Here is a 12,612-nt window from a genome sequence, read left to right on the forward strand (position 1 = left end):
AATCCGCCAGCTCAAGGCTCCTGGCCAGAGGCAATCCCACACCCTTTGAGAAACGCAGCACTAGTCGTTGGTGGCGTCGAAGACGCACGCACCGCCGACGTAGGTCAGCTGCGGGGTCAGACCCGAGAGTTCGTGGTCGGCCACGCTGTGCAGATCTTCAGCCAGTACGACGAAGTCCGCGAGCTTGCCGGGTTCGAGGCTGCCCTTGGCGTGCTCCGCATCTTCGAGGCAGGCGCCGGCGTTGGTCCACAGCCGCAGTGCCTGGGTCCGGGTGAGCCGTTCGGTAGCGGCCCGGGCGCCGTACCCGTCGCCGGTGACGAGGGTTTGCAGACCGCGTCGCCAGTCTGGGGGCACGACGGGAGCATCGGAGGAGTCGGCGACCTGGACACCGGCGGCGAGGAGTGAGCCGGCCAGGAAGGTCGCGTGCGCCCCCTCGTCGCCAAGAGCTGATCGCATGCCTGCGGCGAGTCCGGCCTTCATGACCGAACTGGTGACCACGCCGATGCCGTGGTCGGCGAGGCGCCCCATGGTCAGCGGGTCCTTGATCAGCGTGCCGTGCAGGATCGCGTGCCGGGCGTCGGGCCACGGGTCGCGGCTCTGGGCGCGCAGCACGCCGTCGATCACGGCGTCGACGGCCCGATCCCCTGTGGCGTGGACCTGGGCATGCATCCGGTTCCGGTGGACGGCCTCGATGATGTCGAGCAGTTCGTCATATCGGGCAGTGCCGTCGGCACCGGGAGTGGTCAGGCTGCCGGTGCAGTCGTGGTGGTAAGGCTGGTACGTCCAGGCTGTGCCCTGGCTGGGAACGCCGTCGGAGAAGACCTTGACCCCACCGATCCGAAGCCATTCGTCTCCCAGCCCGCTGGCCAGGCCGGAGGTTCGCAGGCCGGTGCGGACCTTCTCGAGCGAAGTCGACATGGCGGAGTCCCAGTACATCAAGACGCTGGTCCGGACGGTCAGCGCGCCGGATCGTCGCAGCAGGATGAGATCGCGCAGGGCGTCCGGGGAGACCATCGGGTCGGTGAGACTGGTGATGCCGAGACTGTTGAGCAGGCGCAGTGCGGCGCGCAGGGCCTGCTGTCGCTGATCCGCGCCGGCAGGTGGGATGTGCTGGGTCAGCAGTTCGGACGCGGTCTCCAACAGGAGCCCGGTCGGCTCACCGGCGGCGTCGCGGACGATGATCCCGCCCTCCGGGTCCGGTGTGGCGGACGTGATCCCGGCGATCCGCAGCGCCGCGGTGTTGGCCCACACTCCGTGCTTCGAGATGTGGTGCAGCGCCACCGGGCGGTCGCCGCTGTGCGGGTCGAGGTCGTGCCGATGCGGTGGCCGGGTCCGATCCGCGAACTCGGCGATCTCGCCTTCGCTCCAGCTCGTGCCGATGAGCCATTCCCCGCGCGTCGTGGCCGCCGCGGTGGCCAGCGTGCGTTGCAGGTCTTCGAGGCTGCGTTGCGGTGAAAGGTCGACGACATGAGGCGGCATCGCGAGCCCGAGGAAGGACAGGTGCAGGTGCGCGTCGTTGATGCCAGGGAGGACGGTGCGCCCGGCCAGATCGATCACCGTCGTGGCACGGCCGGTGAGGGCACGGATGTCGTCGTCGGTGCCTGCCGCCAGTATCCGATCGCCGGCGACGGCGAGCGCGGTGGTCTCGGTGGCGTGCCGGTCCAGCGTCAGCACCCATCCGTTGACGAGGACGAGATCAGCCGGCTGATGGTGCATCGGTCTCCTTGTCGGTTGTCCAGCCAGGGGTCAGTTGTCCAGCCAGGGCCGGACGGGCGGGACGATCGGGTCGATCTCGTGGTATTCCTTGGCGCGCCGCACGGCGGCTCCGATGACCTCGTCCAGGCGCGTCACGCCGTGTTGATCGAGGTAGGCGTCGAGTTGGCTGATCGTGCGGGCCAAGGCCGCCGCACCGTTGCTCAGCAGCAGGCTTGCCATCTCCACCGCCTGCGCGCCGGAGAGGAGGAAGCGGGCGACGTCGAGGCCGTCGCGCGCGCCGTTGGTGCCGATCAGGGCAGGTACGGTGCCGAAGCACTTGCTGATCCAGTACAGGCTGATCGGCAAGGCCCACGGACCGCCGATCGCGCCCCAGGAGCCGAGCTCCGGGTCCCAGGTGTCGAGGTTCGGCACGAACCCGTTGAACCGGCCGGTCAGGCACACCGCGTCGGCGCCGTTGCCGGCCGCCGCGCGCGCCATTCCCACGATGTCGCCGGCCTGGCCGGGCAACTTGACGATCAGCGGGCAGTCGATCGCGGCCCGGACGGTCCGGGTGTAGTGCGCGACGCCCTCCGCCTCGGTGATCTGCCGGACAGCGGCGGCTTCACGCCCGTGCGGCGCACCGACGTTGACCTCGATCGCGGGAACGACCTCGGCCATCGCCGCGGCCAGCCGGGCGGCACCTTCGGCGGAGGCGACCGTCACGCTGCCGATCACCGCCGAGCCGGTCGCGGACGCGTGCCGTTGACAACGTTCCAGCATCGCCACCCACTCCTCGAGCGTGGTCTGGGCAAGGCCGGAGCGGTTGAACAGCGTCTCCGTGCCGTGGGCCGAGGTCCACGGCACCGCGTGCAGGTCCTGGTCGAGCAGGAGATAGTCGGCGATGTCGAGCTGCTTGGCGGCGGCGGGCGACTCGTTGATCGACTTCGCCACGACCGCCCCCGCGCCGGCGTCGATGCAGGCAAGGATGCCCGGCTCGGTCATCGTGTACTCACAGGACGCCGCGATGACCGGGTTGGGCAGCCGCAGACCGCCGAACGCGGTCGACAGATCAGCCACGCGCGCCTCCAACGGCCTCCATCAGCACGGTGAACCGCTCCTCGGCCGCGGTGGTCAGCAGGGCGAGATCACTCGCGACCGCGATATAGCGATAGCCGGCGGCGACGGCCCGCTCGGCCTCGGCCGCGGTAGCCGCGAAGATGCCCAGCGGTGTGCCGGCCCGGCGTGCCGCGGCTTCGATCTCGCCGATCTTGGCCTGTACCACCGAGGCACCTACCTGTCCCGGTACGCCGAGATCCACCGACAGGTCCATGGTGCCGATGAAGGCGATGTCCAGCGACGACATGATGTCGTCGAGGGGGTCGTCGTACCGCGCCGACTCGAGCTGGCCGACGCGCAGGACCTGGTCGTTGCTCAAGGCGAGGTAATCGGCCAGGGGGATGGTGCCGAACCGCGCCGAGGACTGCGCGGTGCTCAGCCCACGCAACCCGGCCGGCGGGTAGGTGGTGAAACCCGACAGTTTCCCGGCCCTGTCGGCCGATGTCGTACTGGACAGCTGAATGCCGGCGGCTCCGGCTTCGAGCAGCCGGTTGATCTGCCCGGAGTCGATGGTCGGCACCCGGACGACGATCGGGATGCCGGCGGCGCGACCGGCCTGGATGACGGTGCGCGCCCCGGATTCGTCGATCTGCGCGTGTTCGGTGTCGCAGATCAGGAAGTCCAGCCCGGCGATGGCGAGGACCTCCACCACCTCCGGCTGGGGGAGCTTGAGGAACGTGCCGATCGCCGGCCGCTCGCGGATCAGTGACCGCAACCCGGGCACGTCAGACTCCCAGCAGTTCGCCGGGGTTGGTGCTGATCATGGTCCGGATGTCGTCGTGACCGACGCCGAGATCGAGCAGGCCACGCACGATCCGGCGATAGGCCTGAACCGGCAGCGGGTTGTTCAGCTGGCCGAGGTCCGAGCCGATCAGGCTGTGTTCGACACCGGTCGCCTTGATGTACTCGAGCATGGTGTCGAGCTCCCAGTGGTAGAACGACGAACGGTCGTCGTACATGCACAGTTCGTGTTCGAACTTGACGCCCAGGCCGGCCCACTCGCGGCACAGCTCGGGTACGGCGCCGATGACGAAGTTCGGGTGGCTGACGATGATCTTTTCGATGCCCTTCGCCGCCGCCGCGCGGATGACCGCATCGAGTTCGCCGACTCCCATGTGGCCGCCGGAGAGGATGGCGTCCGCGTCCTTGATCAGGTCCAGCACGTCGTGGACCTCGGGCAGGACAGCGCCGTTCTCGTCGAGGACCGGGGTCGGGGTGTCCTTGCGGAAGGGCTTGGCCGTGCGGGGGAATTTCAGTTCCTCGTTGTGCACGCAGATGTGCTGGTCCGAGGAGATGGTCGGGAACCAGATGATCCGGCCGCCCAGGTTGAGCGCGAGCTCGACCGCCGACGGGTTGATCCCACCGACCTGGTTGTTCAACGCCACGCCGGAATAGACCGGGATGGGGAGGCCGCCGACAGCGTCCGACACGGCCAGGACGTCGGTGACCATGCTGTGGTGGTGGGACTTCACGATCAGGCCCTTGAAGCCTGCCGAGTGGGCCTGTCGGGCCGCCTGCAGTAGACCGAGCCGGCGCGGGAACGGCGACGGCGCGGGATGCACGTGCAGGTCGACGGCACCGGTGAGCAACTCGCTCACCTCGGGATCGCCGACGGCATCGAAGTCCGGGTCGAACTCCACGTCGTCCGTTGCGTCGATCATCTCTCCTCCTTGGACGCGGAACCCGCAATGCGGGACACGGTCGATGACCATCGACCGGCCACCGGGGCCAGGAGTTCCGCATGAATAACAGGCCTGGTGGCGTTTTGGGCTGCTATTGACAGCCGGTTGGTGGAACCTTAGCGTTCCCTCAAGTTCCCGTATAGAGCGAATCTATTCGCACGATCCGGGACACATCATCAGTCAGTTCTAGCCCATGGGGACTCACCGTGACGGAACCGAAGAGCCGGAGCGAACTACGCGACGGCGACATCCAGGCCGTGACCAGGTGCGCGGAGATCCTCAGGATGCTGGCCACGGATCAGACCCTCCGCGCGGCCGATGTCGCCGCGGGCCTGGGCCTGCAGCGGTCGACCGCGCACCGGTACCTCGCCTCGATGGCCAACGCCGGCCTGATCGAGCGGGGGGAGGACGGGGCGTTCGAGCCCGGCCCGATCGCCGTACATCTCGGCGCGGCCGCGATGCGCCGGTCACGGGTACTGGAGATCGCGGCGCCGTACATGACCGCGCTGAGTGCCGAATCGCACGAGACCGTGGTCCTCAGCCTGTGGGGCGGACGGGGTGCCGTGGTCACCCGGGTCGAGATGGACACCGATCGGCTGGCCGTCGTGCACGTGCCGGAGGGCCGTGAATTACCGCTCAACGCCGCGCAGTCCCTGGTGTTCCTGGCGCACCTGCCCGACCGCCAGTTGGTCGACCGGCTGCTGTCCTCGCTGTCGGCGCCGATGCGCCAGGACATCGAGCAGAGCATCGAGCAGGTGAAGGCCGACGGGATGGGCGCGCACTCCATGGTGGTGCAGGGAATCCACGCCGTGGCCGCCCCGGTCTTCGACGCCCGCGGAGTGATCTGTACGACGGTCGCCCTCATCGGCACCTCCGAAGCGCTGGTGGCCGGACCCGGGTCGGGGCTCTGGAAGGCGCTGAAGGCGACCGCGGAACAGATCTCGGCCCACCTCGGCCACACCTCGGCGCCACCGGCATGACTCATAGCGCGTAACGACAGCAGAAGGAGCAGCAGATGAGCAGCAAGAACCTCTACAGGACCGTTGTGCGGTGGGACGATCTGGAGCTGGAGGACGTGCGGCCCGGGGTCAAGCGGGCCGGCTACGTCACCGACGACGTGATGCTCGTGATGAACCACGTCGAGCCGGGGATGGCGCTCAACCCACACGTCCACGAGGACTTCGACCAGCTCGCGTACATCGTGTCCGGCCGGGCGAAGTACTACATCGACGGCGTGCCGCACGAGATGGGCCCCGGCTCGATGTTGCTGGTGCCGGCAGGCTCGCCGCACTACATCGAGCCGTACGAGCCGACACTCAACCTCGACATTTTCACGCCGCCCCGGGCCGATCTCGCCCACCTGGCCGGTTACGAGAAGGAGCTGAAGAAATGATCGTCCGCGACACCGTCTACATCGACGGCCGATGGGTCGCCTCTGAGAGCACCGGTTCGATCGAGGTCCTCAACCCGGCGACCGGTGAAGTCATCGGGACGGTCCCGGCGGGAACCGCGGCCGACGTGGACCGCGCGGCCCGGGCCGCGCGGCGGGCGTTCCCCGGCTGGGCGGCGACACCGGTCGGCGACCGCGCGAACAGGCTGCGCGCGGTCGCCACCGGTCTGCGCGAGCGCGAGAAGGAGATCGTCGACCTCGTCATCAGCGAGGTCGGTACGCCGCGTGCGCAGGCCGCGATCATGCAGTTCGGCATCGTGGTGCAGACCTTCGAGGACGCCGCCGACCGGGTCGAGGAACTCTTCGAGGTCGAGGAGCTCGGAAACTCACTGATCCGGCGGGAGCCGATCGGCGTGGTCGGGGCGATCGCACCCTGGAACTACCCGCTTTACCAGATCGCGCTCAAGATCGCGCCGGCGCTGGCCGCAGGCTGCACCGTGATCGTCAAGCCCAGCGAAGTCGCCGGTCTGGCCCCGTACCTGCTGGCCGAGATCCTGGACCAGGCCGGGTTCCCGCCGGGTGTGGTCAACCTGGTCTCGGGCACCGGTCCCGAGGTCGGCGAGGCCATCGCCGCACATCCCGAGATCGACATGGTGTCCTTCACCGGTTCGGATCGCGCGGGCAGGCGGGTGGCCGAGGTCGCCGCGGCGACGGTGAAGAAGGTCGCGCTCGAACTGGGCGGCAAGAGCCCGATGGTGGTCCTCGACGACGCGGACCTGGAAACGGCCGTGCTGTACGGCGTGACGAGCTGTTACGCGAACGCCGGTCAGATGTGTGCGGCGCTGACGCGGATGATCGTGCCGCGCTCGCGGCTGGCCGAGGTGGAGCAGATCGCCGTACGGGTCGCGGCATCGTATGTGCCGGGTGACCCGGACGCCGCCGGGACGACGCTGGGTCCCGTGATCTCACAGGTTCAGCGTGAGCGTGTGCTCGGCCTCATCGACGCCGGGATCCACGAGGGCGCCAAGCTCCTGCTCGGCGGCCCCTCCACGCCGACCGGCCGCGACCGCGGATTCTATGTTCCCGCGACCGTCTTCTCCGAGGTGAAGCCCCATGCGCTGATCGCGCAGGAGGAGATCTTCGGACCGGTGCTCGCCATCATCCCGGTCGACGATGAGGACGAGGCCGTCGCGGTCGCGAACGGGACACGGTACGGCCTCAACGCCGCGGTCTGGTCCGCGGACGTGGCCCGGGCCGAGCGCGTCGCCGCACAGCTCAACGCCAGCACGGTCTACATCAACGGCGGGAAGTTCAACCCGTCCGCCCCGTTCGGTGGCACCAAGGGCTCCGGATACGGCCGGGAGCGCGGCCGCTTCGGGCTTGAGGAGTACCTCCGGACCAAGTCCTACCAGTACTGAGGCAAGACCCGGCTCGTCTCTCCCCGACGAGCCGGCCGAAAGAAGGCAGCATCCGCTGACCTGGGAAGCCCGGAGAGCCCCATGCATCGCAACACGTTCCTGGTCCCGGCGGCCCTCGCCCTGTCCGCCACGGTGCTCACCGCCTGTGGCGGCGGTGACGGCGCTACGTCCGCACAGTCCAACTCGCTCACCTTCGTCTCCTACGGCAGCGCGTTCCAAGAGAACCAGAAGAAGGCGTGGCAGGCGCCGTACACCGCCGCCACCGGCACGACATTCCGCAACGACGGACCGACCGACGAGGCCAAAACCAAGACGATGGTCGAGGCGGGCAAGGTGACCTGGGACGTCGTCGACTCGGGAGCGGCGTTCGCGGCGCAGAACTGTGGCAAGTACCTGGAGAAGCTCGACCTGTCGCAGTTCGACACCAGCAAGTTCCCGGCCGGCACGGTGACCGACTGCGGTGTGCCGGCGTACTTCTACGGCCTGCACTTCCTCTACAACACGAAGAAGTACGGCGCCAACCCGCCGACCACGATCGCGGACTTCTTCGACACCGCGAAGTTCCCGGGCCAGCGCATGCTCCCACCCGAGGTCGCCGCCGGCATCCTCGAGGACGCCCTACTGGCCGACGGTCTCCCGGCGGACAAGTTGTACCCGCTGGACGTGGACCGGGCGCTGAAGAAGCTGGACGCGATCAAGGCATCGGCCACGCTGGCGAAGACCTACGGCCAGATGCAGCAGGCGATGGTGGACGACCAGGTCGACATGGTGCTGACGGTCACCGCGCGGGCGACCTCCTCGCTGAACGCCGGTGCGACCTTCAAGCCGGTGTGGGACAAGACGATCCTCACCTGGGACTCCCTCGTCATCCCGAAGGGCACGCCGCACAAGGACGCGGCGATGAAGTTCATCGCGTTCACCGCCAAGCCCGAGCAGTCGGCGAAGTTCACCGAGTTGGCCAACGTGCTGCCGTCCAACAGCGACGCGAAGCCGACCCTCACGGCGGCACAGCAGCAGCTGGACCCGAACCTCGACGACCGCAAGAGCGGCACCGTACTCAGCGACGTGAAGTGGTGGTCGGAGAACCTCGACGCGGTGACGAAGAAGTACACCGCGTGGCAGGCGGGCTAGGAGACCGACATGAGCGAGACCACTGCCGCGGTCGCGGCCGGGACCCTGCCGCGCCGCCGGCTGCGGGCGGCCGCGCCGGTCTGGCTGCTGTTGCCGGCGACCGCGATGTTGCTGGTGTTCTTCGTCTACCCGCTGACGGCCATCATCTGGCGGAGTTTCACCGATCCGGCCATCGGGTTGAGCAACTACACCGCGCTGCTGCACGACGACGTGTCGATCAAGATCCTGCTCCGGACCTTGCGTACCTCGCTGATCGTCGCCTTGTGCACCCTGGCCATCGCCTACCCCTACGCCTACGCGATGACCAGGGTCGGTCCGCGGGCCAGGAGCGTGCTGACCGTACTGGTCCTGTTGCCGTTCTGGACGTCGCTGATGGCGCGCAACTTCGCCTGGTACATGCTGTTGCAGCGCGGTGGGCCGATCGACCGGTTCTTCGGCGCGATCGGTATCGACGATGTGGTCCTGCTCGGCAGCGTCGCCGGGGTCACGATCGCCATGGTGCAGGTGATGCTGCCGTACATGGTCCTGCCCTTGTACAGCGGAATGGAGAAGATCGACCGACGGTTGCTGGACGCCGCCACCAGCCTGGGGGCTCCCAGATGGCGAGCGTTCGTCCGGGTCTACCTGCCGCTGTCCATCCCGGGGATGCTGTCCGGCTTCTCTCTCGTCTTCGTCATCACGCTGGGCTTCTACATCACACCGGCCTTGCTCGGGACGCCGCAGCAGTCGCTGATCTCCCAGCTGATCGGTACGCAGGTCTCCGACTTGCTGGACTTCGGCGGTGCCGGCGCTCTCGGTGCGGTACTGCTGGTCGTGACGCTGCTGGTGTTGTTCGCCGTCAGCCGGGTCGCGCGGCCGACCGCGGCACTGGGTCAGGCGGTGGGCCGTGAGTGACAAGCCTTCCAGGACGGGGGTGCGCGCCGTGCGCCAGGACCACCTCGGCTGGGGCCTGCGGGTGGTCGTGACATTGGTCGGGCTGCTGCTGGTGGCGCCGACCATGGTCGTGATCCCCATGAGCCTCTCCGGCGGCCAGACGTTCGAGTTCCCGCCGAAGACCTGGTCATGGCGCTGGTACGGCGAGTTCTTCGGCTCCGATGCCTGGATGTCCTCGCTGATCACTTCGGTCAAGATCGGCCTGGTAGTCGCCACGATCGCCACCGTTCTGGGCGTCGCCGCGGCCTTCGGCCTGGATCGATCGCGGTTCGCCGGAAAGGAAGCGCTCCGGTCGTTCGTGCTGGCACCGATGATCATGCCGGGCATCGTGGTGGCGGTGGCCGTGTACGCGGTCTTCCTGCGCTGGCAGCTGAACGGCACGTTCACCGGTTTCGTCCTCGCTCATACGGTACTGGCCCTGCCGTTCGTCATCACCTCGGTGTCGACGAGCCTGGCCGGTTACGACCGCACACTCGAGAACGCGGCGGCCAGCCTGGGTGCTCGGTCTTGGACCACGTTCCTGCGGATCACCGTGCCGCTGATCCTGCCGGGGGTGCTGTCCGGGTTCCTGTTCGCGTTCGTCGCATCGCTCGACGAGATCGTCATCGCGCTGTTCCTGCAGACCCCGGAGATCCGGACCCTGCCGGTGCAGATGTACGACTCGATCACCCTCGAGATCGACCCGACCATCGCGGCGGCGTCCAGCCTGATCGTCGTGGTCACCACCCTTGCCTTGCTGATTCCCCAGCTCGTTCGACGACAGCGGAGTACCTCATGAGCCAGCCATCGACACTCGGCCAGGCCAGCCACGGCATCCGGATCTCGGCCGTGAGCAAGACGTACGCCGGTACATCGCAGCCTGCGGTGAACGATGTCTCGCTCGACATCGCGCCGGGAGAGTTCATGACCTTCCTCGGCCCGAGCGGTTCCGGCAAGACCACGATGCTCTCGATGATCGCCGGGTTCGTCGCGCTGACCGCCGGCCGGATCGAGACCGACGGCCGGGACATCAGCCGGCTCAAGCCGCACAAGCGCGACCTGGGCGTGGTGTTTCAGCACTATGCTCTGTTCCCGCACATGACGGTGACCGGCAACGTCGCCTTCCCGCTGCAGCAGCGTTCCCTGCCGAAGGCCGAGATCGCCGCGAGGGTGCGGGCAGCCCTCGAGCTCGTCCGGTTGGAGCAGTACGCCGACCGGCTGCCCAGGCAACTGTCCGGTGGCCAGCAGCAACGAGTCGCCCTCGCCCGCGCGGTCGTCTACCAACCGCGGGCACTGCTGCTCGACGAGCCGCTGGGCGCGCTGGACAAGAAGCTGCGCGACCAGTTGCAACGGGAGATCGCCCGGATGCACCGCGAGCTGGGGATGACGTTCATCTTCGTCACTCACGACCAGGAAGAGGCGTTGACGCTGTCGGACCGGATCGCGGTGTTCAACGAGGGCCGGATCGAACAGGTCGGACCACCGGCCGAGCTCTACGAACGGCCGGCCACCTTGTTCGTGGCCGAGTTCCTCGGTGAGTCCAACGTGTTCACCGGAGTCGCGGAAGGACAGCTGGCTGTTGTCCGGCCGGAGCGCCTCGACTTGTCCGGCCGGGCGGATGCCGTCCCTGCCGGTCACCCACAACGCCCGGCCCTCGTCACCGACATCGTGTACGTCGGCAACCATCACCGGATCGGGCTGCGGTTCGCCGACGGCACCAGTGGGTCGGCCATGCGGGTGAGTGGCGCGCCACTGCCGGCCGCGCCCGGTGACTCCGTGATCGCCAGCTGGGCGCCGGCGCACCACAGCCTGGTCGCCGACTCGAAAGCCACTCGCACAGAACACCAGAGCCCCGTCGGCATCGGTTAACGCCGCGTTTCGTCGTACGGGTAGACAGGAGAAGACCATGTCCACGAATCAACGAGCGCTGGCGGACGCGGACAAGCGGTACATCGTCCATCCGCACACAGTGGTCGGACAGCCGCCCGAGCCGCTGATCATCGACCGGGCCGAGGGCGCGTTGGTATGGGATGTCGATGGCAAGGAGTATGTCGACGGTACCTGCGGGCTCTGGCAATGCGCGGTCGGCCATGGTCGCCGCGAACTGGCCGACGTCGCCGCGGAACAGATGGCCAAACTGGAGTTCTACCCGTCGTTCTGGGATTACTCCAACGAGCCGGCGATCAAGCTGGCCGAGCGGCTGGTCCAGTTGTCGCCCGAAGGCTTGAACAAGGTCTTCTTCACCAACGGCGGCTCGGAAGGCACCGAGACCGCGATCAAGCTCGCCCGGCTCGCCCACCACGCCAACGGGCAGCCCGAACGGACCGTCATCCTGTCGCGCGAGTCGGCCTACCACGGCGTCAGTGCGGTGTCCCTGGCGGCTACCGGCATGCCGATGATGAAGCAGGGGTTCGGGCCGCAGCCGGACGGCTTCGTGCACATGAGCGTCCCGCACGCCCGCAAGATCGGCCCGAACGCCACCGACGTGCTGGTAGCCGAGCTCGAGGAGACCATCGAGCGGATCGGAGCAGACAAGATCGCGGCCTTCATCGGTGAGCCGGTGCTCGGCGTCGGCGGCATGGTGCCGCCACCGGACGGCTACTGGCCACGGGTGGCCGAGGTCCTCAGAAAACACGGAATCCTGCTGATTCTTGATGAAATCGTCACCGCTTTCGGCCGCACCGGCTACTGGTTCGCCGCCGAGCGGTACGGCGTCACGCCCGACCTGCTCGTCACCGCCAAGGGCCTGTCCAGCGGCTACATCCCGATGGGTGCGGTACTGATCGGCGACCAGGTCATCCGGATGGCGCACGGCGCTACTTTCTGGCATGGATTCACCTACAACGGCCACCCGGTAGGCGCCGCGGTATCACTGGCGAACCTCGACATCATCGAACGAGAAGGCCTGCCGGCTCGGGCACAGCACATCGGCACGTTGATGCTCGAAGCCCTCGAGCCACTGGCCGACCTCCCTGAGGTGCTCGAGGTCCGTGGGGCCGGCCTGGCCCTCGGTATCGAGTTCGATGGGATCGACGCGGCGGCGATCGCGGCCTCCTGCCGTGAAGACGGCGTCATCGTCCGCGCGGGCATTGGCCGGATCGTCCTCTCCCCGCCACTGGTCATCACCGAGGGCCAGGCCGCGGCGATCTGCACGGCGTTGGAAAAGCACATCACCGCGGCGATTGAGAAGTAAGAACGCGTAGGGTATCGCCGCCTGACAAGCAGGTTCGCCCGGGGCGCATGGACCGCTAGAAGAGAGGGGGCCGGG

General features: G+C 68.0%; 12 protein-coding genes. 8 read left to right on the forward strand and 4 right to left on the reverse strand.

The window, feature by feature from the left end; translation table 11 throughout:
* Positions 1-60 precede the first annotated feature (60 nt).
* The 4 genes from ACIBQ1_RS03370 to ACIBQ1_RS03385 are packed head-to-tail and all read right to left on the reverse strand — an operon-like array spanning position 61 to position 4,472.
* Positions 61-1,716 carry an amidohydrolase gene (locus tag ACIBQ1_RS03370; protein ID WP_397274325.1) on the reverse strand — a complete coding sequence of 552 codons (1,656 nt, stop codon included), beginning with the start codon at positions 1,714-1,716 and terminating at the stop codon, positions 61-63.
* 30 nt (positions 1,717-1,746) lie between these two features.
* A complete protein-coding gene (locus ACIBQ1_RS03375; RefSeq protein WP_397274326.1) occupies positions 1,747-2,772 on the reverse strand; it encodes a dihydroorotate dehydrogenase in 1,026 nt (341 codons plus the stop codon).
* Positions 2,765-3,535, reverse strand: a complete 771-nt coding sequence (locus tag ACIBQ1_RS03380) for an HpcH/HpaI aldolase/citrate lyase family protein (protein WP_397274327.1) — start codon at positions 3,533-3,535, stop codon at positions 2,765-2,767. Before ACIBQ1_RS03380 ends, ACIBQ1_RS03375 begins: the two co-directional genes overlap by 8 nt.
* A 1-nt stretch (position 3,536) precedes the next feature.
* Positions 3,537-4,472, reverse strand: a complete 936-nt coding sequence (locus ACIBQ1_RS03385; RefSeq protein ID WP_397274329.1) for a DUF6282 family protein — start codon at positions 4,470-4,472, stop codon at positions 3,537-3,539.
* A 227-nt stretch (positions 4,473-4,699) separates the two neighbouring features.
* Between ACIBQ1_RS03385 and ACIBQ1_RS03390 the strand changes: the two genes are divergently transcribed.
* The 8 genes from ACIBQ1_RS03390 to ACIBQ1_RS03425 all read left to right on the forward strand — a co-directional run bounded on the left by ACIBQ1_RS03390 (position 4,700) and on the right by ACIBQ1_RS03425 (position 12,537).
* Positions 4,700-5,473 (forward strand): IclR family transcriptional regulator, encoded by a 774-nt coding sequence (locus ACIBQ1_RS03390; protein WP_397274330.1) that lies wholly within the window; start codon positions 4,700-4,702, stop codon positions 5,471-5,473.
* 35 nt (positions 5,474-5,508) lie between these two features.
* On the forward strand, positions 5,509-5,886 hold the full coding sequence (locus ACIBQ1_RS03395; RefSeq protein WP_397274331.1) for a cupin domain-containing protein: 378 nt from the start codon (positions 5,509-5,511) through the stop codon (positions 5,884-5,886).
* On the forward strand, positions 5,883-7,301 hold the full coding sequence (locus ACIBQ1_RS03400; protein WP_397274332.1) for an aldehyde dehydrogenase family protein: 1,419 nt from the start codon (positions 5,883-5,885) through the stop codon (positions 7,299-7,301). Before ACIBQ1_RS03395 ends, ACIBQ1_RS03400 begins: the two co-directional genes overlap by 4 nt.
* A gap of 81 nt (positions 7,302-7,382) precedes the next feature.
* A complete protein-coding gene (locus ACIBQ1_RS03405) occupies positions 7,383-8,432 on the forward strand; it encodes an ABC transporter substrate-binding protein (RefSeq protein ID WP_397274334.1) in 1,050 nt (349 codons plus the stop codon).
* Positions 8,433-8,441: 9 nt separating this feature from the next.
* Positions 8,442-9,326, forward strand: coding sequence for an ABC transporter permease (locus ACIBQ1_RS03410; protein WP_397274336.1), 885 nt, complete (start codon positions 8,442-8,444; stop codon positions 9,324-9,326).
* Positions 9,319-10,143, forward strand: coding sequence for an ABC transporter permease (locus tag ACIBQ1_RS03415; protein ID WP_397274338.1), 825 nt, complete (start codon positions 9,319-9,321; stop codon positions 10,141-10,143). The genes ACIBQ1_RS03410 and ACIBQ1_RS03415 overlap by 8 nt, the downstream gene beginning before the upstream one ends.
* Positions 10,140-11,213 (forward strand): ABC transporter ATP-binding protein, encoded by a 1,074-nt coding sequence (locus ACIBQ1_RS03420; RefSeq protein WP_397274339.1) that lies wholly within the window; start codon positions 10,140-10,142, stop codon positions 11,211-11,213. The genes ACIBQ1_RS03415 and ACIBQ1_RS03420 overlap by 4 nt, the downstream gene beginning before the upstream one ends.
* A gap of 37 nt (positions 11,214-11,250) precedes the next feature.
* Complete coding sequence (locus tag ACIBQ1_RS03425) at positions 11,251-12,537, forward strand: aspartate aminotransferase family protein (protein WP_397274340.1); 1,287 nt, start codon at positions 11,251-11,253, stop codon at positions 12,535-12,537.
* The last annotated feature ends 75 nt before the right edge of the window (positions 12,538-12,612 follow it).

The sequence above is a fragment of the Nonomuraea sp. NPDC050153 genome, from assembly GCF_044460125.1.
Taxonomy (GTDB): Bacteria; Actinomycetota; Actinomycetes; order Streptosporangiales; family Streptosporangiaceae; genus Nonomuraea.